The organism is Chthoniobacterales bacterium (assembly GCA_035274845.1).
Lineage (GTDB): Bacteria > Verrucomicrobiota > Verrucomicrobiia > Chthoniobacterales > UBA10450 > AV80.
Genome location: DATENU010000007.1, coordinates 102069 through 125119, shown reverse-complemented (window position 1 = coordinate 125119; position 23051 = coordinate 102069). Strand labels below are relative to the sequence as shown.

7 protein-coding genes and 1 tRNA gene are annotated in these 23051 nt (G+C 59.3%); 2 read left to right on the top strand and 6 right to left on the bottom strand.

The window, feature by feature from the left end:
• From VJU77_03080 to VJU77_03055, 6 genes are all read right to left on the bottom strand, one after another.
• On the bottom strand, positions 1 to 2304 hold the full coding sequence (locus tag VJU77_03080) for a hypothetical protein (GenBank protein ID HKP02321.1): 2304 nt from the start codon (positions 2302 to 2304) through the stop codon (positions 1 to 3).
• A gap of 71 nt (positions 2305 to 2375) precedes the next feature.
• Positions 2376 to 5465: an Ig-like domain-containing protein gene (locus tag VJU77_03075; protein ID HKP02320.1), complete on the bottom strand. Its 3090-nt coding sequence runs from the start codon at positions 5463 to 5465 to the stop codon at positions 2376 to 2378.
• A gap of 300 nt (positions 5466 to 5765) precedes the next feature.
• Positions 5766 to 10604: a hypothetical protein gene (locus VJU77_03070; GenBank protein ID HKP02319.1), complete on the bottom strand. Its 4839-nt coding sequence runs from the start codon at positions 10602 to 10604 to the stop codon at positions 5766 to 5768.
• Positions 10605 to 10759: 155 nt separating this feature from the next.
• Positions 10760 to 15973 carry a hypothetical protein gene (locus VJU77_03065; GenBank protein HKP02318.1) on the bottom strand — a complete coding sequence of 1738 codons (5214 nt, stop codon included), beginning with the start codon at positions 15971 to 15973 and terminating at the stop codon, positions 10760 to 10762.
• Positions 15974 to 16325: 352 nt separating this feature from the next.
• A complete protein-coding gene (locus tag VJU77_03060) occupies positions 16326 to 21311 on the bottom strand; it encodes a hypothetical protein (GenBank protein ID HKP02317.1) in 4986 nt (1661 codons plus the stop codon).
• 236 nt (positions 21312 to 21547) lie between these two features.
• On the bottom strand, positions 21548 to 22042 hold the full coding sequence (locus VJU77_03055; protein ID HKP02316.1) for a hypothetical protein: 495 nt from the start codon (positions 22040 to 22042) through the stop codon (positions 21548 to 21550).
• 135 nt (positions 22043 to 22177) lie between these two features.
• Between VJU77_03055 and VJU77_03050 the strand changes: the two genes are divergently transcribed.
• Together VJU77_03050 and VJU77_03045 are read left to right on the top strand one after the other, a co-directional pair.
• Positions 22178 to 22249, top strand: a tRNA-Arg gene (locus tag VJU77_03050).
• Between the two features lie 57 nt (positions 22250 to 22306).
• Positions 22307 to 22981: a histidine phosphatase family protein gene (locus tag VJU77_03045; GenBank protein HKP02315.1), complete on the top strand. Its 675-nt coding sequence runs from the start codon at positions 22307 to 22309 to the stop codon at positions 22979 to 22981.
• Positions 22982 to 23051: the final 70 nt, after the last annotated feature.

Sequence of the window (23051 nt, the reverse complement as noted above, 5' to 3'; positions counted from 1 at the left end):
TCACGGTCCGCGATCGTAAATTTCCACGACCCCAACGCCAGTGCCGTTGTTTACTCCGGAAAGCAGCGCGGTGTACAAGCCCGGCGGCAACGTCGCGGCAATGCCCGATTCCAGATTATTCGTCGGCGCGAGGCCGGCGCTGATCAGTTGCGAGGCTTGATCAGAATTCTCCTGCCAGTCGTTATTCGCGAAGATGAGCGATCCATTGCTGTCACGAAGCTCCAGGATGGGATTAGCCAATGGATTGGTCACGCCCGATGAAGCCAGACTCGGACCGATCCCACGGATAATCACGCGATCCGAGGCGCTGTTGTTGCCTCCAAGAATGAAACCGGCGATGACAATGTCGTTACCGGTGCTCACGAACGCGCGCGTGCTGATGTTAGCGAGCTTTGATGAGTCGCCGGCGGCGAGATCGTAAACTTCGATCAGGCCGACACCGGTGGTGTTGTTCTTCCCAGTTACGACAGCGGTGTACTGGCCGGGATCCAGCCTCGCCTCGATCGCCGATTCGAAGTCGTTGGTCGGCTGAAGGCCGGTCGCTTCGATTAGCGGCCGCTGGGCCGGATCATCCTTCCAGTCGTCGTTGTTGATCGTAACGAAGGCGCCCGTGCCATGGAGTTCGAGCACAGGATCGGCCAGCGGATTGGGAACGCCAAACTGGCTGAGCGACGGTCCGATGGCCCGGATCAGGACATGTTTGGTCCCGGTGCCGGTGATAATGAAGCCGCCGATGCCCACGTTGTCGCCGGTCAGGATCCGCATCCGGGTGGAGAGGTTAACCGCCTGAGACGCCGCGCCGGGCGTTGCCGACGCCGTAGGTGTCGGAGTAGCGGTGGGCGGAGGCGGTGTGGTCGCAACCGGAGTCGCTGTCGGAGTGGGTGAAGGTGTCGGCGTTGGGGTCGGGACCAACGTGGGATCGACGCGGACATAATAGACGTCCTGCTCCTGATTGAACGTCGCGGGATAGGCCACGTTACCGCCTCCGTTATCGGAAACGATCGTCATGTAGTCACCGATCTTGTTTTGATTGGGATAACCGAGAAACGGATTGAACGGATTGCTCACGGCAATGTCGGGCGACCAGGTATCGCCGCCGTCGGAGCTGTAGGAATAGAACAATTGCGAGTCGGTGTCATTGGCCGCATTGCGACTATCGAGCCAAACCACATCGATGCGTCCGTTGGGTGCGACGGCCATGGTGCCGAACCAATGCCATTTGTTGGGGTTAGCCGGGTTGGTATTGATCCGCCGTGGAGCGCTAAAGGTCTGGCCGCCATCGGTGCTCTTGGCGAACATGACGTCGCTGGCGTGGACGGTGTTTCCAAAAGTCACACTGGCTACCATGTAGATATTGTTATTCGTGCTGCCGCCCGAGTGATCGATGGCGAGGAAAGACTGTCCGACAATCCCAACCGGATTGATAAACCGGTTAATGTCGAGTACTCCCCCGAGGTCGACCTGTGTGACCTGATCGAAAGTGGGCACGACCTTCGAATTTTTTGCGTCGCTCGATCGAAGGCACCAGAAAGTTTGCGCGTTCGGGTTAAAGCCGCCGAGAAAGAGGTTGCCGCTGCTGTCGACATCCAAGGTCCCGAAGGCGGGAGTATTTGGTAGGTTAATGGGGTCCATCCAGGTCAACCCGCCATCAATCGAACGAGTGAATTGCCGCGTGTCGAAGCTGCTGGCGCCGCTTGTCCAGAATTGGTACTGAAAGCCATGCCCGGAGCTGTTGGTGTTGTTGTCGATGGTGAACCATTGCTTGTCGCCTCCGGTGGCGGGAGCGATGCGAGTCCAAGATTGGCCGCCGTTGAGCGATCGCCAGATGTCGTCCTGAAGTCCCGAGATGAGGCTTAGATAAAAAAAGGTCCCGGTCTCGGTGGAGAACAATACCGGGTCGCTCCGAAAAACGTTGCTGAGAGAGCCGGGGAAAGTCCAGGACACCCCGCCGTCGGTCGTGTAAGCGAAGCCCCCTCTGCGGAAATTGTTAGTCACGGTGTCAAACTGCCGCCAGCCGATCGACATCTTGGAAGGATTGGTGGGGTCCATGGTTATGGACGGCTCGTTGGCGGCGTCGCCGACAATATTCTCGCCCGTCGGCCCGATGTTGACCTGGTAACTCATGAAACCGCCGAACTGCGAAATCATGCGCGGCGAGGAACCGGTGCGCATGATGTAGCGCGGCGCATCCTCATATTTCTCGAGTGGCTCGGTCGGCCACGGTGTGGGCTGAATGGTTTGAGCCCAACCAGGAGCAAGCACGCCAAAAAAAAGCAGGAAAGTCAGTGACGTGATTTTACGCATCGGCCATTATTATAGGGAAACTGCGCGGATTGAACACACCCTTTTTATCGAGCTCCGTCCGCACTCCGCCGTCACTGGCCGCGGTGGTAAATTTCCACGACGCCCACACCTGTGCCGTTGCTCACTCCGGAGAGCAGCGCGGTGTACAAACCGGGCGAGAGCGTGGCGGCGATGCCCGACTCAAGATTATTGGTCGGCGCCAAACCTGCAGCGATGAGCTCGGCAGCCTGACCTGCATTATCCTGCCAGTCGTTGTTCGCAAGGAGCAGTGCTCCGTTGCTGTCCCGCAGCTCCAGAGTCGGATTTGCCAGCGGATCGCTTATGCCCGATCCAGTGAGGCTGGGGCCCAGGCCGCGGATCACCACCCTGTCCGGACCGGTGTTGGTTCCTCCGAGAATGAATCCGGCAATCACAATGTCGCTGCCAGTGCTGACGAACGCGCGCGTGCTGATGTTACCCAGCATCGACGGGTCGCCGGCGGCAACATCGTAAACTTCGATCAGGCCGACGCCGGTGGTGTTGTTCTTCCCACTGATGATCGCCGTGTACTCTCCGGGATCGAGCGTGGCATAGATCGCCGACTCAACGTTGTTGGTCGGCTGGAGACCGGTCGCCTCGATCAGCGCCCGCTGGACTGGGTCGTCCATCCAGTTGTCGTTGTTGACCGTCACGAAAGCGCCAGGGCCATGCAGCTCGAGCACGGGATCGGCCAGCGGATCGGGAACACCAAACTGGCTGAGCGAAGGGCCGACGGCGCGGATCAGCACATTTTTGGTCCCGGTTCCGGTGATGATGAATCCGCCGATGCCCACGTTGTTGCCGGTCAAAACCCGCATCCGGGTCGAGAGGTTGACAGCCTGGGATGCGGGACCGGGCGTTCCCGAAGGCGTAGGCGTCGGGGTGGTACTGGGCTGCGGAGTGGTGGTCGGAACCGGGGTTGCCGTGGCGGTCGGTGTAGGCGTAGCCGAACTGCCGGGCCCGACTTGCTGCACCGTGGAACCAGTGCTCAAGGCGAAAAAGGTGTCCGACTGGTAAGTGGCGGTCACCGAATGACTGCCTGGGCTCAAAGACGACGTGCTGAAGGAGCAGGTTCCGGATGCGTTCAAGGGCACCTGGGCTAGGACAGTGTTGCCCTCTTGAAACGTGACCATGCCGGTTCGGGCGGTAGATCCTGAGGGAACCGGCGTCACGGTTGCCGTGAATGTGACGCTCTGTCCGGCGTTTGATGGATTCGGCGACGACGTCAGGCTTGTAGCCGAGGCGCTGGGATGAACCTTTTGGACTAACCTCGCGCTTCCTGAGCTGAAATTAGCGTCTCCGTTATAGGTAGCGGTGATCAGGTGATTTCCGAGGAACCCGCTGCCCGCAGTAAGACTGGAAGTGGTAATGGCCGCCTGTCCTCCGCTGAGCGAAACGGTGCCGAGGGTGGTCGTCACCGCAGTAGTCCCTTGATACGTCAGGTCTTGAAAAGTGACGCTTCCGGTAGGAGTGGGTCCGGGCGTCCCCGTGTTCGTTACGGTAGCAGTAAAGGTGAGCGATTGCCCGACAACGACGGTCCGAACATCAGGCATGCTGGAGGTGACTACCACGCCGACTCCATTCACGTTGCCCAGCGCAAACATGGTGCCGCCGTTGAGCGTATAGATAATTCCACCGGGACCAATGACCGTGGGCACGTACGGCTCTCCGATCCCCTGCGTGAGTTTAAGCCCTTGGGAAAGTGAATTGGTCGCAAGGTCCCACCGGTAAATGTAACCGTCTTCACTCGGAGTGAAGATGCTGTTCGTGGCTGGATTGACCGCGGCGGTGTTGATGCACCACTCGCGCACCGCATAGGGGAACTGGGTTGAAAGCGCGCCGGGATCCGGAGTCGGACCGGTCACCGTGAGCACTTCACGCATCTCGACCAGACCGAAAGCGGACGGGTGAAAGTCGAGCTGGGTGTCGTTGGGATCGAGGAGCGCGATCCGGTTGACGCCGTCGCCATCGTCAAAAGCGTAGTTATTATACTTGGCAAAAATCAGATAGGACGAGGTGCCTTGATAGGAGGGAACCATGCTCGAAGGCACAATGGCGCAGGTATAATCCCAGCCAAATGCGCCCGGCGGCTTTTCCGTCGCGAGATCGCCGGTGAAATGGAGTAGGAATCCCCGGGAACCGTCGCCGGGAGTGCCGAAGAGCCCGAAGAAGACGTCGCCATCCGGGCCCACGGTGGCGGAGGAGGTGCTGTCGTCGGTAATTCCGGCTTCGCCACCATCCCGAGGGTCTCGTAAATGCACTTGGTACTTCGTGGCGAGAGTAGTGGAATTCAGGCCTACGAGATATCCGGCGCCGGTGCTCGATTGTTTCACGACCACATAGAGAGTCGTTTCATCGTTACTGAGGGCAGGGGCTGAGTTATGGTTATCGCGGTTGAAGGCGCTGTTATTGATGGTTGCTCCCGTTAAAACATAGGTGCCGTTTCCGTTCGGATCGATGCGGGCAAATCCGCTTTGAGTCGAGCTGATGGGCGCGGGCGCAGTCCCCTGCACTCTGAATCCGAAAAAGATGTTGCCGCTGCTGTCGGCCGTGATGGGTGTATTGACAAAGATCGCGGCATTATAGGCCGCCGCGTTGGCCTGGTAGTTGGCCAGCGTCGTGTAAAAAACTTCCTGGACGGCAGGACCGTGCGCCGCGGAATCGGGATTATCGATGTGATAAATTGTTCCGCCGCGACCGGCGTAGTAGAGGCGCGTGCCGAACGAGCCGGTGGTGACGACCGGGTTGTAAGTGGGGATCCAGCCGTGTGTGGGCAACACGTAATCGGTGGTGACCGTGTAGATCGAGGCGCCGCTCGACGTAAAAGCAGTTATCTGAAAGCCATCCGTAGCCGTCTTGATCGGGACCAGCACCGTGTTCGCGGCCGTGATCAGGGGCGGCGAATAATGAGCGCCGGTGAAGGAATTATGAAAATCGATGTCCGTCGACCAAATGATGCGATTCAAATTCTGAGCCGCAGGTTGGTAGATTGAAGTGTGTTGCGGGTTGCCGGCGAAGGTCGGAACGCTTTGGGACTGTTCGGGCGCGTCGATCGCCCCTCCGCTTTTTGCGTGAGCCCAATAAATCAGCGCCCCAAGGCTGAACAGCGAACAAATCCAGATTTTCCAAAAAGATCGTTTCATTTTTTTAAAAATTGCCGGCCGCCGCCCCGGCGACCGCAAACAGTCTCCCATAATTCAACGGAGTTACAATTCACGCTGGATGCATATTGATGGTAACGGGAACCGGGGAGCATTGGACCGCGGATTACGCGGATTTCAGCGGACGGAGTAATGGAGTGGTGGAGTATTGGAGTAATGGGAAGAGCGCGGAAATCCGAACACCGCTCTAAAAGGAAAGCGTTGATCGGCGCTCCCCATCCGTGAAATCCGCGTAATCCGCCGTTCCGAAATCCCGGGCCCTCGAATTGCTGCCGGAGAGGGCTAGTGGACGTTGTAAATTTCGACCAGCCCGATGCCGGTTCCGCCGTTAACTCCGGCGAGAATAGCCGTGAAAGCGCCCGGCAGCAGCGAGGCAACAATCGCCGCCTCCTTCGCGTTCTGAGGCGCGAGGCCGAGGGCGATCAGCTGAGCGGCCGACGTGGGATCGTCCGCCCAATTGTCGTTGGAAACCAGGGTCGCGCCATTGCCGTCATGCAACTCGAGGGTGGGGTCGGCCAGGACAGGGTTAAGGCCGAACTGGGCCAGCGACGGCCCAATACCTCGCAAGACGATGCCGGTGCTACTGTTCCCTCCCAGGATAAACCCGGCAATTGTGACGTCGTTGCCGGTCGTGACAAAGCTGCGGGTGCTGATGTTGGCTAATTGCGAGTCAGCCGTCTGGCCAACATCATAAATCTCGACCAGACCTACTCCGGTACCCTGGTTCTTGCCGGCCAGGATAGCGGTATAAGCCGAGCCGGGCTGAAGCGTCGCCACGAGTCCCGACTCCTTTGAGTTCTGGGGCGCGAGGCCAAGAGAAGTGAGCTGCGATGCGTCCGCCGCATTATCCTGCCAATCATCGTTTCCCTTGATGAGTCCGCCATTGCTGTCGCGCAGCTCCAGCGTGGGGTCTGGCAGCGCGTCGGTGATTCCGAACGCGCTGAGAGATGGCCCGATCCCACGGATGGCCACGTTCTTGGATGCGTTGCCGGTGATGATAAATCCGCCAATGCCGACGTTGTCGCCGGTCTGGACTCGCATCCGAGTTGAAAGGTTGAAGGCCTTCGCGGGAGTTGGCGTTCCGGCAATAAAAGCATTCCGCACCGATTCGGTGATGCTCTCCGACCCATTATTCCAGCCAGTGCGGTAGTAACCGCGAGCGCGGACATAGAAATTTTGTCCGACGGGGAAGGTCAAGCCGGTCAAGCTCCAGTTGCTCCCCGCTGCGGTGCCGTTGCCCAGGGGAGTGTAACTCATATTGTCGTCTGAATACTCAAAGGTAACCCGCGTGAACTGCGGGCTGGAGCCCCCGCGCTCCCAGGTAACGGTAGTTTCCGTTACGCCGAGGTGTTGCAGCGCGGCCGTGTCGTTGCTCAAACGAGCGAAGCGGTTGCGGGGTTGATTGCTCATGGTCGTGAAAACGCCGCCCGTGAAAATCTTGCCATCCGCCTGTAACCCGATTGACAGGACTGTCCCGTCCGCGATCGGGTCAAACGAATCAGCCTGGCCTGTCGTGCCATCGAGCCGCGCGATCAAACCGCGGTTCTGTCCGCCGATGTTGGTGAAACGGCCTCCCGCCAGGATCTTGCCGTCTGCCTGCGTGGCGATCGCGAAGACATAATGGTCCGCATTCGGGTCGAAAGAATCGGCCAGGCCCGTAGTGGCATCGAGCCGCGCGATGAAGTCGCGCGCCTGTCCGCCGATGCCGTTCACTCCGGTGAAGAAGCCGCCCGCCAAAACCTTGCCATCTGGCTGCACCGTGAGGGGGAAGACCCAATCGTTCGCATTCGGGTTGAACGAATCCGCCAGGGCAGTGGTGGAATCGAGCCGCGCGACGAAACGGCGTGCCTGCCCACCGATGTTGGTGAAAACGCCGCTGACCAGGATTTTTCCGTCTGCCTGGAGGACAGTCGATTCAACCTCCCCGTTCGAGTGTGGGTCGAACGAATCTGCCAAACCGGTGGTGGGGTCGAGCCGGACGATATAGCTGCGCGTTTGGCCGGCGATAACGGTGAAATCGCCGCCGACCAGGATTTTGCCATCCGCCTGCACGGCCACAGAGTTGACTTGGAGGTTTGCGTTCGGGTCAAACGAATCAGGCAGGCCGGTCGTAGGATCGAGCCTGGCCATGCGACTGCGAGCCTGTCCGCCGATGTTGGTGAAAAGGCCGCCCACCAACACCTTCCCATCTCCTTGCAGTGCAATCGAGAAAACGGCGGCGTTCGCATTCGGGTTGAAACCCATGTCGACCGTCCCATCCGTGTTCAGGCGTGCCATTCTATTGCGCGCCACGCCCAGGATGGAAGTAAAGTCACCCCCGAGAAGGATTTTGCCGTCCGGCTGGATAGCGGTCCCATAAACCGAACCACCCCCAACCAGGTTGAGATTGAGCGTCCGGTCGACTCTGCCGTCGATTTCCAAACGGGCGATGCGATTGCGCGTTAGTGGCCCACCGCCGTTCGCCGCGACGCCGGTAAAACCGCCGCCCACCAGAATCTTGCCGTCCGCCTGGACCGCGATTGCATTAACATCCGGGGAGGGCGTCGCTGTTGGCGCGGGGGTGGGAGGGGTTTGAGGAGCGGACGCCGGGGGTGCCCAGGACGGCAGGGTTTCTCCAACCGGCGCGTCCAGGCTCGGGCCGAACGCGTTGGGATTGAACGAATCAGCCAAGCCGGTTACGGGATCCAGCCGGGCGATGCGGTTGCGCGACTGTCCCCCGATGGTGGTAAACGCACCGCCGGCCAGGATCTTTCCGTCGGCCTGGACCGCGACCGAATTGACGTAAGAATTCGCGTCGGGGTTGAACGAGTCGGCCAGGCCCGTCGTGGGATCGAGCCGGGCAATGTAGTGGCGCGTCTGTCCGCCGATGTTGCTGATGAAATAGCCGCCCGCTAAAATCCGGCCGTCGGCCTGCACCGCGATCGCGTTGACAACACCGCTGGCGTTCGGGTTGAACGAATCGGCGACCCCGGTCGTCGGGTCGAGTCGGGCAAGCGATTTTCGCGTCTGTCCGCCAACGCTGGTGAAACCTCCGGCCACCAAAATTTTGCCGTCTGTCTGCACGGCAAGAGCGTAGACATAATTGTCCGCGTTTGGGTCGAACGAGTCAGCCATTCCAGTAGCAGGGTCGAGCCGGGCGAGGTGATGGCGCGTCAAGCCACTGATGGTGTCGAAAAAACCGCCCACCAGGATCTTGCCGTCGGTTTGCACCGCGATGGACGAGACAAAACTATTCGGATTGGGGTTGAACGAATCGGCCTGGCCGGTCGTGGGATCGAGCCGCGCGAGCTTATGGCGCATCTGCCCGCCGATGGTCGTGAAATCGCCGCCCACCAGGATCTTGCCGTCCGGTTGCACGGCGAAATCATGGACCGGAAAATCCGCGTTCGGGTCGAAAGCCGAATCGAGCGAACCGTCTGGGTTCAGCCGGGCAATCTTGTTGCGCGTTACGGCCGGCCCGCCATTGGGCGAGAGGGTGGAAAACGCTCCACCGAGAAGAATCTTCCCGTCCGGTTGGAAAAGGACGGCGTAGATGGTGCCATTCGCGTTCGGATCGAAACCGTCTAAAGCCAGAGGTGGCGTGGGTGACCCGGAGGGAAGGACCGTAGTGGATGCCGTAGCGTAGTTGTTTCCAGATGAGGGATCGTGACCGGAACCGAAGGCCGAAACTGCATTGTCCAGCGGTCCGGCCTGCCTGGGCGATACCACCAGCGTCACCGTCGCGCTGTTGAAGGGGAGGAGGCTGCCAAGGTTGCAACTGACCTGTTGCTGCGTGCCGGTGCAGCTACCCTGACTTGTGGTCACAGAAACAAAATTGACGCTTGTCGGCAAGGCATCGCTCATCTGGTTAGAGGCCGATTCGTCCCGACCAAAGTTCATTACAGTTATGGTGTAGGTCAGGTTCTGGCCAACCGTGACGGGGTCGGGGGAGTCCGCGATACTTACAGCGACATCGGCCTCCGGCCCCGGTGTGGGCGTTAGTGGCGGGGTGGGTGTCGGGGATGGTGTCGGCGTCGGCGGAGGTGGCGTCGGAGTTGGACTTGGCGTTGGAGTTGGACTTGGAGTCGGTGTCGCTTGCACCGGCACCATCGCATAGGCGTGAGTCTCGCCGTTGTGGACGCCGGTTCCGACGATCACGCCACTGTCACTGATCCCGAGCGCCGAGGACGAAGTGTTCATGTCCAGGTCCCAACCCGAACCGGCCGGGAGCAGGTCGGCGAGCCGATAGGTTGTAGTTCCATCCCAGAGGAAGGGAATCGAGAAGGCTGAGGAATCCTGGCCGACTACCCAGCCTGCTGTGTTTACTCCTCGCGCCGACCCCTGGGTGGTTCCAGCGGCCAGAGGGATCGCCACCATTCCCGTGCCCGTCGACCAGATGAAAGGCAGGCCGGAGCCCTGGTTCATCATGCTCGAGCCGACGACGTGGCCGCCGTTCCCAACCGCGAAGGCGAGCGCTCCATTGGCGCCCGGCAACGCGCCGACTTCGAACGCGGATGCGTTCCCCATGTCGTACACGATCCCAACGTTTCGCGCGGCGTTGTTGGGATCGATCCCCTGGCCGACGATCCGGCCGGAATCGTTGATGCCGAAGGCGGTGAGAAAGAAGCAACCAGTCGCCGTCGTCTGGGTGATCACGGTGGCGGTGGCGCCGTCATAAATCACAGCTTGCTGAAAGCTTCCGGCGTCGACCGAACCGACCGCGATGCCTGAGGCGTTCACGCCGTTGGCGTCGCCGAGAGTTTCGCCGGCGGGAAGAGGAAGCTGCGAAACGACGCCGTTGTTCCAGATCACCGGCAAACGGCTCGAGCCGAAGAGAGTCGTTGCCGCCGTGCCCACCACGATCCCGTTGTCGTTCGCGTCGTTCGAAACCGCGTGGTTGCGCCCGGCGAGATTTGGCAACCCAACGAGCCCGCCGCCGACGGTCCAGCTGAAGGCCTGACTCGCGTTGCTGCGGACCGATCGCCCTACCGCGACACCTCCCGGAGACGCGCCAAAACCCTGGGAAGCGGTGTCACCCGCCTGAATAACCCCGATGTCGAAAATTTGATATTGCGGAGTGTCGGCCGCGGCGATCGTTGCGATCGCGCTCCAGACCACAACCCGAGAAAGCTTGGCGAGCATTCGCATGGCCGATTATGCTCGGCTGGGTCGTCGATCGACAAGAAGAAAGCGTAAAAACGTCGTGGGGTCTGTTTCCGATTTAAAACTTTTCGAAATTTGATCTTTGTTTCGAATTTCGAGTTTCGAGCTTCGGATTTCCCCGAATGCCATCGGGGCTAGTGGACGTTGTAGATTTCGACCAGGCCGATGCCGGTCCCGCCGTTAACTCCGGCGAGAATAGCGGTGAAAGCGTCCGGCGGCAGCGAGGCGACAATCGCCGCCTCTTTCACGTTCTGAGGCGCAAGGCCGAGAGCGATTAGCTGAGCAGCCGACGTGGGATCGTCCGCCCAATTGTCGTTAGAAACCAGGGTCGCGCCGTTGGCGTCGTGCAACTCGAGGGTGGGATCGGTGAGGACTGGGTTGAGGCCGAACTGAGCCAGCGATGGCCCGAGCCCGCGCACCACGATTCCCGTGTTGTTGTTCCCTCCCAGGATAAAGCCGGCGATCGTGACGTTGCTGCCGGTGAGGACAAAGCTACGAGTGCTGATGTTGGCCAATTGCGAATCAGATCCCTGGCTGACATCGTAGATCTCGACCAGACCTACTCCGACACCCTGGTTCTTGCCGGCCAGGACAGCGGTATAAGCGGCGCCGGGCTGAAGCGTCGCCACAATTCCTGACTCTTTTGAGTTCGAGGGCGCGAGGCCCAGAGCAGTAAGCTGCGCCGCGTCCGCAGCGTTATCCATCCAATCGTCGTTTAGCTTGATCACTCCACCATTGCTGTCGCGCAGCTCCAGGGTTGGGTCGGAGAGCGAATCGCTTATTCCGAACGCGGCGAGAGATGGCCCGATGCCGCGGACCACGACATTCTTAGGCGCATTGCCAGTGATAATGAAACCGCCGATGCCGACGTTGTTCCCGGTCTGCACCTGCATCCGCGTCGAGAGGTTGAGCGCCTTAGTTGGACTCGCTGGGGGAGTGGGGGAGGGCGTTGGCGTGGGAGCGATCGTCGCAGTGGGAGTAGGACTCGCTGGAGGTGTCGCGGTGGGCGTTGCTGTCGGAGTGGGAGTAGGAGTCGCTGGGGGTGTTGGTCCCGCCTGTGCGCAATATTTCCCGCCGGTATTCCAAAAGTTGGGTAAGGACGGCCCGTAGGAATCCGGGCAAGGAACATCACCGTAACTTCCACCCCAGACTATCATTTGATGACCGGTCCAGACCTCGGTCTGGTCGTTTCGGCCCTGGGGCGCGCCCGTCGTCTGGATGGGAGTCCAGTTATCGAGGGTAGGATTGTATCTTCCTCCATCAGTGAAAAGACAGCCAGAGCCGCTCGAGGGAGCGCCGCCCCAGACGATCATTTCCAGGCCGGTCCAGACCGCGCTGTGCCCATATCGGGGGGCAGGGGCATTGGTAATACTGGTTGGGGTCCAGCTATCCGTCATGGGATTGTACCTCCCACCGGTGCTGTCCGGAAGCGAGCCACCCCAGACGATCATCTCACTGCCGGTCCAGACCCCAGTCTGAGCGGTCCGGTCAGCGGGAGCATTGACGGTACTCATGAGCGTCCAGGTGTCGGTGCTGGGATTGTACTTCGCGCCGGCACCGGCAGGGGCGCCGCCACCCGTACTGCCGCCCCAGATGATCATTTCCGTGCCGGTCCAGACGGCAATATGATCGTGTCGGTCAGTGGGAGCATTGACAGTACTCGTCGGTGTCCAGGTATCCGTGCTGGGGTTGTATTTCGCGCCGCCAGTTGCAAATCCACCCCACACGATCATTTCGCTCCCAGTCCAAATGGCCGTGTGTCCGTCCCGGGACGCCGGGGCATTGGTAAGACTCGTAGCTGTCCACGTATTGGTGCTCGGATTGTAGCGGCCGCCAGGTATCGCGCCCGTTGGTCCACCCCAGATAATCATTTCTGTGCCGGTCCATACCGCCGTGTGGCCGCCGCGGGCCGAGGGTGCGTTGGCGGTGCTGGTGGCCGTCCAGCTGTCTGTGACCGGATTGTATTTCCCGCCCGTGTTGGTGAAAACTGGCCCGGCGCTCACCAGGCCGCCCCACACGATCATCTCGTTGCCCGTCCAGACGGCGGTGTGGGAGAATCGAGGAGAGGGCGCGCCCGTAGTAGTGGTGGCTGACCACGTATCAAGAACACAGAACGGTGTGGGCGTAGGAGTGGGCGGGACCGGTGTGGAACTGGGTGTTGGCGTGGACGTTGGCGTCGGGGTGGGGGTATGGCATTCGCCGAAATATGTTAGGTAGATCGTGTCAATCCTCCACCCGTCGCCTGCTACGCTGCAGTCGGTGGCCAGGCGGAAGCGTAAGCGGAAGGACCCCCCAATATTCGATACACTCAAGGTCGAATAGACATAACCGTTTGAGTTACCAGTCCATGCCCGCCGGCCCGCTATGGGACTAAGAAAATCGTTCGAGATCGTTCCATTGTAGCCACAACCCCCGCAGGCTTGGAAGGCATCGACGAACGGGCCACCATTTATCGAAATTTCGAGGACAGCGCCGTCAAACCCACCTTCCAGATCGTAGCTGTGTCTGAAAGTCAGTTGATGGGCGCCACTAAGCGGAGGGGAAACGAGCATTGAATCCGTGACGCAGCCCAGCTCGTCATGGAAAGCGGCATTGGGGTACGAGTCGAACCCGATACCGGTAGTAACCCAGTCTGTAGCGGCGGCACAGGTCCCTGCTGGCTCGCAGCTAGCCGGGCCGGCAGTGGAAGAAGTGCTCCAACCAGGAGGCAAGGCGGGAGGCGCGACGTTGTCAAAGTATTCCCGGTAAACTATCTGGGTGCACCCATTCACAGGGGTGGGGGTGGGGGTGAGTGGTGGCCCTGCGGTAGGCGTAGGAGTGACCGTAGGACTCGGTGTTGGCGGAAGCGTAGCGGTAGGCGTCGGCGGAGGTGTCGGGATCGGCGTTGCCGTCGGTGTTGGGGTGGGCGTCGGTTCTTCGACTGGCCCTCTCCGCACAAATTCCATGGTGCTTTGCGAGCCGTTGTCACGGCCGCTCCGGTAATAACCCCGAGCCCGGATAGATAAAGTTTGGCCGCCGGAGAGATTCAACCCTGTCAGGATCCAGTTGTTCCCTGCCTCTGTTCCATTGCCCAGGAAAGTATAGTTCGTCCCGTCGGTTGAGGACTCGAAGGTAACGCGGGTGAATTGCGGGCTGGATCCGGTCTGCGTCCAGCTGATGGTGGTTCGGGTTACGGAAATTTCCTGAAGCGCCGCGGTGCTGTTCGTTAGGCGAGCAAAACCATCTCGGTCCTGTCCGCCGATCATATTGAACTGGCCAGTAGCCAACAGCTTGCCGTCGCCCAGAAGGGCGAGCGAGTGGACCACGTCGTTTGCGTTCGGGTCAAACGAATCCGCCAGCCCAAAAGAGCCCTCGAGCCGCGCGATGTGATTGCGCATCTGCCCGCCAATGCTCGTGAAACTGCCGCTTGCGAATACCTTGCCATCCGCCTGGAGCGCGATCGACTGGATGACGTCGTTTGCGTTTGGGTTGAACGAATCAGCCAGGCCACTGCTCGCTTCGAGCCGGGCCAGGTAGTTGCGCGTCTGGCCGCCGATATTCGTGAAAGCTCCTCCGATCAGGATTTTGCCACCGGGTTGGAGCGCCAGGGAAAAAACATCATCGCTTGCGTTTGGATCGAATGAATCAGCGAGACCCGTGACGGGATCCAGCCGGGCGATATGGTTGCGCATTGCCCCGCCGATGCTGTTGGCGCCATGGAAGGCGCCTCCTGCTAAAACCTTGCCATCGGGCTGCACCGCGATGGAAAAAACGGTATCGTTTGCATTCGGATCGAACGAATCGGCGAGGCCCGTGACGGGATCAAGCCGGGCGATATGGTTGCGCAGCGTTCCCCCGATGCCGGTGAAGGCGCCGCCGGCCAGAATTCCTCCGTCGGCTTGAACGACAATTGCCTGGACAGAATCGTTCGCGTTCGCGTCGAATGAATCCGCCTGGCCAGTAGCGGGATCGAGACGGGCAAAGCGGCTCCGGGTTTGGCCGCCGATGTTGGCAAAAGTGCCGCCAACCAGGACCTTGCCATCGGCCTGGACGGCGAGGGAAAGGACATTCCCATCGGCATTGGGATTGAACGTCGGATCGAGTGTCCCGTCGGAATTAAGACGGGCAACATTGTTCCGCGCCATTCCCAGAATGGTCGCAAAACTGCCACCAATAACGATTTTCCCATCCCGTTGCACAGCGGTAGCGCTAACGTCGGTGCCCGCAATACTGAGCTTCAGGGTCCGATCCGGCCGGCCATCCCTCTCCAGCCTCGCAATGGAGTTTCGTGGCAGGCCACCAACGCTCGAGAATAAACCACCGACCAAAACCTTCCCGTCCGCCTGCTCCGCGGCGGAATTCACCAGCGCAGGGATGTTTGGGTCGAATGAATCAGCAACCAGGCCGGTAGAGGCATTGAGCCGGGCGACTCTTCCGCGCGTTTGCCCGCCTATGCTTGTAAAAGCGCCGGTCGCTATCACGGTGCCATCCGCCGCGAGTAAAATTGAGTGAACGTTCCCGTTTGGGTGCGGGTCAAAATTATCCGGCAAGCCGGTGGTGGGATCGAGCCGGACCAGATGGCCGCGCGGTATGCTCCCAAGGCCGAAGAACTGACCGCCCACCAAAATCTTGCCATCCGGCTGCACGACAAGCGCCCAAATATCGGAGCTCGGATTCGGGTTGAACGAATCCGCCAAGCCGGTCGTGGGGTCGAGCCGGGCAAGATAGTTGCGGGTCTGTCCCCCAATGCTGTTGGCCCCAAAGACCATGGAAAAATGACCGCCGACTAAAATCTTTCCATCTGCCTGGACTGCGATCACATCGACTTCCTGGTTCGCATTCGGGTCGAAAGAATCGGCCAATCCGGTCACGGGGTCGAGTCTGGCGATGCGATTGCGAGTCTGTCCGCCAATACTATTCGCTCCGGCGAAACTACCCCCCACCAAAATCTTTCCGTCCGCCTGGACGGCAAACGTAAAGACGGCGCCCCTCGCGTTAGGGTTGAAAACCGGGTCGAGGCTGCCATCCGGGTTTAGCCGGGCAACCCCATTGCGCTGCTGACCGCCAACTTGCGTAAAGTAGCCGCCGATCAGAATTTTGCCGTCGGGTTGGAGGAACATCGCATTGACAGAGTCGTTCGCATTCGGGTCGAACGCGGTGTCGAGGGTGCCATCTGGGTTGAGCCGGGCGATCCGGTTGCGCGTAACCGGTATGCCGCCGTTGGGGGAAAGCGTTGTAAAATCTCCGGAAATCAGAGTCTTGCCATCCGGTTGTTCAATGATCACGTGAACTCCGCTGTTGGCGTTCGGATCGAAACCGTCGAGAGCGGATTGTCCACGAACCATTGCCACACTCGCGGCCAGCAGCATCGCGGCCGAAGTCAGGAGAAGTCCGGCTTTCAGATTCAGATCAAGGGCAAAGGGGTGAATGCCGGATTATCTCTAAGTGGTGGACGCCATACAAGACCTAAAATTTGCGTGGAATGTGCGGTCGGTTCCCAAGAGCCGAATTCAACCGGGATCCTCCTCCGCCGAGGCTATGGTGTGACGGGCGACACTAATTTCACGAACGGCAAGCGGAAGCCAAATTTTGCGGCGACGTTTGGATTTCCCTTCTTTCCCATTACTCCACCACTCCATTTCGAGGGAAATTGCCGATAAGGCGCCTTCTTTCGTCCGCTCCGAGCGCGTCGACGGAGCCGTTTCCCCAAACCCTTCGTGGCTAGCGAACGTTATACAGCTCAACGAGACCGATGCCAGTGCCGCCATTTTTCCCTGCGAGGATGGCAGTGAATGCTCCCGGCGGAAGCGAAAGGACGAGCGCTGATTCTTGCGAGTTCTGTGGAGCGAGGCCCAACGCAATGAGCTGCGCCGCCGAGCCGGAATCGTCCTGCCAGTTGTCATTGGAAACCAAAGTGGCGCCATTGCTGTCACGCAATTCGAGAGTGGGATCGAGCAGCACGGGGCTGAGACCGAATTGAGTGAGCGACGGCCCGATGCCCCGCGCCACCATGTTAGTGTTAGAGGTCCCTCCAAGAATGAAGCCACCGATCATGACATGGTTAGCGGCCTGGACAAAACCGCGCGTGCTGATGTTGGCCAGCTCCGAGTTCGCTGCCCGGTCAACGTCGTAGATTTCGATGAGACCTACACCTTCAGTCTGGTTTTTTCCGGCCAGGATCGCGGTGTAAGAAGCGTTGGGCTGGAGGGTCGCCATGAGTCCTGACTCTTTCGGATCCTGAAGCGCGAGACCGTGGGAGATGAGTTGGGCTGCGTCGGCGGAGTCGTCCTGCCAATTGTCATTGGGCTTGAGCAAGAGGCCTGAGCTGTCGCGGAGTTCCAAGGTCGGGTCAGCGAGGGCGTCGCTTATTCCAAAAGCGTTAAGGGAGGGTCCGAGACCGCGGACGGCCACAGTTTTGGGGGCGTTACCGTTGATGATAAAGCCGCCGATTCCGACGTTGTTACCGGTCTGAACGCGAAGACGGGTGGAAATGTTGAGCGGCTTTGCCTGGGATGGAGAAGGGGTTGGAGAAAGATCCGGAGTGGCTGTAGGCGTCGGGGTGGGAGTTTGACTTGCGTCTGGAGGCGCCGTGGGCGTTGGCGTGGGAGTAGGAGAACTGGGTGTCGGACTGGGAGTAAAAGGAGGGGTTGGTGTTGGAGATGGGATGGGCGAGAACCGCTGCCAGTCTGGGTCAATGTCAGGAACAGTGTTGATCGTCAGCCGGCTCGGATTGGAGCCGTCCGCGTTCATGACGTATATTTCGCCACCACCGTCACGGGAACTATAAAAGCCGATCTGGCTGCCGTCTGGCGACCAGGTAGGCTCGTCATCATATGCTGAATTGTTCGTTATTCTGGTCGGATTAGCGCCATTTGCATCCATGACGTAGATTTCGTCGTTACCGTCGCGGAGGCTAGTAAACGCGATCTTCGTGCCGTCCGGTGACCAGGCCGGGTCTTCATCAAAGGCCGGGTTATTCGTTATTCTGGTCGGATTGGCGCCATTTGCATCCATTACGTAGATTTCGGCGTTGCCATCCCGAGAGGTGACAAACGCGATCCTGGTGCCGTCAGGCGACCACGCCGGACTCCAAGCGTTGTCCGTCAGGTGGGTTAAATTCGAACCGTTAACATCGATAATGCAGAGATCTTGGACCCCCGAGCGGTAGCGGCTAAAGGCGATTCTCTGGCCGTCAGGGGACCAGGCCGGATTGGAAAAATCGTCTATGCCGTTGCCCAGGGAGCTGCCACCCCCACCGGCCGCACCCATTATCACAATAATGCTGGCTGTCTGGTTACCTGGGAACTGCGGCACGGGATAGAAACTAAATGCGATCTTTGTCCGGTCCGGCGACCATTTTGGGTTATATTTGTTTGCTCGATCGTTGAGGCCGGAGAGGGTAAGGCGGGTTCGATTCGCGCCGTTGGAGTCCATGACATAGATCTCATAGGTGCTTTCGAATGTTTGGGTGTTGCTGGAAAAAACAATCTTGCCAAATGGAGTGGGGGTTGGAGTTGGCGTAGGTGGTGGCGGACCACTGCAAGTGCCGTTAACGTTGAATACGAAATGGACGTTGGTGAATCCGGCGGTGGTGAGATTTTGAGGTTCCGACCACCCGCAGGTGGTCGAGCTGAGGTAGCTCGGCCCCGTTTCCGCGCTCGCGTTTGAGCCGACGAAAAACAGGCGGCCATTAGCCTGCCCACTGGGCACAGAGACTTCCATCACCAGCTCGGGCGTACTGGCGGGTACCGTCGCCACTAACGGTACCGTGACGATGGTCCCCGATTGGTCGCTAGTCAGGTTAACGGTCGTTGTCGCAAGCTGGGTTCGGACCCCGCCGGGGAAGAAGCCAATTTGAGTGTATAAGCGTATCGTCACCGGCTGAGTCTGGTTTACCGATTCCACGCCAAAAGAAACCGATGTGATATCGTATTGCGCCAGAGCTGTGAAAGCGGCCATGTTAAATGCGCGCCAGTAGCTATTGGCGGCCTGCCAGACGCCGTTGTTGCAGGAGACGGAGTTACCGGGAGTAATTTCCTGGCTCGTTGAATGAGTGATCGCCGATGGACACGCAGGAGTTGCCGTGGGCGAAACAGTCGGGGTTGGGCTGGGGGTAGGTGTGCTTGGTGTAGGCGTTGCTGTCGCTGTCGGCGTCGTGGTTGCCGTTGTTGTGGGTGTAGCGGTAGCGGTGGGCGTAGCAGACGGAGTTGGAGTTGGAGTTCCAGCCGGCGTCAGAAACACATTCCGCACTGACTCCGTAATACTCTGGTTGATACCGCAGCCGTAATAGCCACGAGCCCGGACATAAAAGTTTTGGTTTATGGGCAAATCTAAATTGGTCAGAGTCCAGCTATTGCCGACCGGCGTGCCCTCCCCGAGTGGAGAGTAACTGAGATTGTCCGTCGAATAGTCAAAACTCGCGTGGGCCAGCTGCGCACTTGAGCCACCGCGTTCCCAAGTAATGGTGGTTGAAGTGACGTTGAGACTTTGCAGGGCCGGCACATCGTTCGTAACCCGAGCGAGGCCCCCCCGCGACTGCCCGTTTACCGTGTCAAAACCGCCATTCAACAAGATCTTGCCATCCGGCAGGACGACAAAATTGGTGCCGGCACCAGAATTGGTTATCGTGTTGAAGAGGTTGAGATTAAAGGAATCCGCCAATCCATTGCTGGGATCTAGCCGCGCGAAGCCGTCGCGCGGCTGCCCTCCGATGCTGCTCTGCGCGCCCCCGACGCTGTAACGGTTTCGGAACCCCCCTCCTACCAAAATCTTTCCATCCGGTCCTCTTCCGATGGAACTGACCCCGCCATTCGCGTGAGGATCCCAGGAATCGGCCATCCCGGTGGTGGCATTGAGGCGGGCAATCCAATGGTGAGCTTGGCCGGCGATGGTGCTGAAGGAACCGCCTACTAGAATTTTGTCGTCGACTTTCAGGATGGTGCTAATGCCAGCGTCCGGGGCCGGGTTGAGCGAATCGGCCATTCCCGTTACCGGATCGAGCCTGGCCATCCCGACCCTGGCCTGGCCGCCGATGCTGGTGAAAGCGCCAGCTACCAGAATTTTGCCATCCGCCTGCACGAAAACTCCATCTATAGAATTATTCGGGCTTGGGTTGAACGAATCGGCCAGGCCGGTGGAAGGATCGAGCCTCGCGATACCCCTGCGCGATTGCCCACCGATGCTAGTGAAAATGCCGGCTACCAAAATCTTGCCGTCCGCCTGCGTTGCCAGGGAGTTAATGCTGGTATTTTGCACGGCTGGATTAAAGGAATCGGCCATGCCCGTTATTGGATCTAGCCTGGCCAATCCGAAGCGCGTTTGTCCACCGATACTGGTAAAAAGGCCACCCACGAGGATCTTCCCGTCTGGCTGGACCGCGATGCAACGGAGGTATTCATTGGAACTGGGGTTAAACGCGGTATCCAGTGAGCCATCCACATTTAGACGGGCTACGTCTGCACGCGGGACTCCCGCCACCAGTTCGAAATAGCCGCCAATGACAATTTTGCCGTCCGGTTGAACGGCCATGGCGCTTACAGTGGTGATGTTGAAGTTGCTGGGGCGCTGCAAGATGACGGTAAATGTTTGGTCGAGTTTGCCGTCGGTTTCCAGCCGGGCAATACGATTGCGAGTCACCAGCGGGGCGCCGTTTGGGCTGATGTTTTGGAAAACGCCCCCGATTAGAATCTTGCCATCCGCCTGCGTCGCGATCGCATAAACGATGTTGTTCGCATTTGAGTCTAACGAATCAGCGAGGCCGGTCGCCGGATCGAGTCGGGCGATTCGGTTTCGGGATTGACCGCCGATGCTGCCCGCTCCATTGAAAACCCCACCTACCAGGATTTTGCCGTCCAACTGCACCGCGATGGAATGGACTTCGTTATTGGCGTTTGGATCGAATGAGTCAGCCTGGCCGGTGTTGGGATCGAGCCGGGCGATGCGATTGCGCGATTGTTGGCCAATGTCAGTGAACGAGCCGCCTGCCAGGATCCTGCCGTCAGCTTGGAGGGCGATGGAGTTAACCGACCCATTCGCGCCAGGATCGAGTGAGTCAGCCAGGCCGGTCCCAGCATCGAGTCGTGCGATGCGGTTCCGTGATTGCCCGCCGATGCTATTAGCTCCGGCGAATGCACCGCCTACCAGGATCTTGCCGTCGGCTTGAAGCGTGATTGCATTAACATCGCCGTTCGCGTTGGGATCGAAGGAATCGGCCAGTCCAGTGGCGCCGTCCAACCGGGCGATGCGGTTACGCACCTGCCCGCCGATACTGGTGAAAAGGCCGCCGGCGAGGATTTTGCCGTCGCTCTGAAGGGTGATGGCTTTGACATCACCGTTTGCGTTCGGGTCGAACGAATCTGCCAGTCCGGTCACGGCATCGAGCCTGGCAATGTGATTACGCGCCTGTCCGCCAATACTGCTCGCCCCGCTGAACGAGCCTCCGACCAGGATCTTGCCATCTGCCTGCACCGCGATCGACAAAACGTTGCCATTCGCATTGGGGTCAAAGTCGGCATCAACAGTCCCGTCGTGGTTGAGGCGTGCGATGTGGTTACGCTGTAAGCCGAGGACATTGGTAAAGTCGCCGCCGATAAGAATTTTGCCGTTCGGCTGGACGACGATAACGCGAACTGTTCCGTTCGCGTTCGGGTCGAAGCCGTCGAGGGCGGATTGCCCGCGCACGGATGCCACACTGGCGGCCAGCAGCATTGTGACCGAAACCAGGTAAAATCCGGCCTGCCGATTCAGACCAAGGGCGAAGGGGTGAATGCCTGATTGTGTCCGACTGCTAGACCCGAGACAAGACACAAAATTTACGTGGAATATGCAGTGCTCGACGAGCAGACTTCAACCGCGGACAACACGGATTTTCACGGATAGGATGGACAGTTCGGATTCTTTTCATCCGTGTTATCCGCGTCATCCGCGGTTCAATAGCTTCGGGGCTAATGAACGTTGTAGAGCTCGACCAGCCCGATCCCGGTCCCGCCGTTCCTTCCGCCGAGGATAGCGGTGAAGGCGCCCGGGGGAAGCGACATCAACACGGCGGATTCCTTGGCATTCTGGGGCGCAAGGCCGACCGAAACAAGCTCCGAGGCTTGCGCGGGATTATCCTGCCAATCGTCGTTTGCGATCAGGAGCGTCCCATTACCGTCGTAGAGTTCGAGAGCAGGATCGGCGAGGATTGGATCAAGGCCGAGGCCAGCCAGCGATGGTCCAATCCCCCGAACCACGATCTCTGTCGTGTTGCTCCCTCTTCCGAGAACGAATCCGCCGATCATGACGTTATCGTCGGTCAGGACAAAGCCCCGGGTGCTCATATTGGACAGCTCGGAGTTGTTAGGTGGAGCGGTTGTGCCGCCACCTTGCGGCGCGCTATCGGCCGCCGCTGAAACAGCGACCAAAGTGAGAAGAACGACAATCCTGGAAAGTGCGCGCACAAATCGATTATGTTTTACGCCACGCTAATCGACAAGACTTTCGGCGACGATGGCGAGACAGATCGCCGCCGGCGGGTGGCAAGGGGATCGGCTCTGGACAATCGGCATTCGCAAATCGAAAATCGCAAATCCATCGTCCCCGTAGTTCAACGGATAGAACGGAGGTTTCCTAAACCTTAAATGCGAGTTCGATTCTCGCCGGGGACAACGAAAGTAAGAAGGAAGAAGGAAGAAGGCGGAAACCGGAGACGGAAGGAGCGAATAATGCATACCCGAATTTTCCTGGTCCGGCACGGGGCCACCGTGTTGTCGGCGGAAGACCGTTTCGCCGGCGCTACCGACGTGGAATTGTCCGATGAAGGCCGGGAACAGGTGCGGCGACTTGCGGTTCGTCTCGCAAAAGAAAAGATGGCCGCGATCTACGCGTCGCCGCTGGGGCGGACCGTTGAGACCGCGCAAATCCTGGCCGAACCGCACGGGCTCGAATTGCAACGACGCGACGGGCTCCGGGAAATTTCGCATGGCCGTTGGGAGCAAATGACTCGGAAAGAAGTCGAGCACGCTTTTCCGGAGGAAGCCGACGCCTGGGAGAAAGATCCATACACTTTCGCGCCCCTCGGCGGTGAGAGTGGGCTGGCGGTGACGGCGCGCGCTCTGCCCGTGCTGATGGATATTGTGCGGAATCATCCCGAATCGAATGTGCTCGTTGTTTCCCACAAGGCCACGATCCGGCTGCTTCTCAGTTCCCTGCTTGGCTTCGACCCGCGCCGATACCGCGATAATCTCGATCAAAATCCGGCGGCGCTAAACATAGTCGACTTCAAAAACGTGGTGAGCGCACGGCTGACGCTTTTCAACGATACCTCGCATTATGCCGCGGCTGGCCTCGCCATTCCGGAAGTTCCTACCTCGAGTCTGTCGAGGATTTGGAACGAGTAAAGGGATTGCAGATTGCAGATTGTAGATTGCAGATTTGCGCGCGGTTAGCAGCGATAGATCGAAGCCTCCC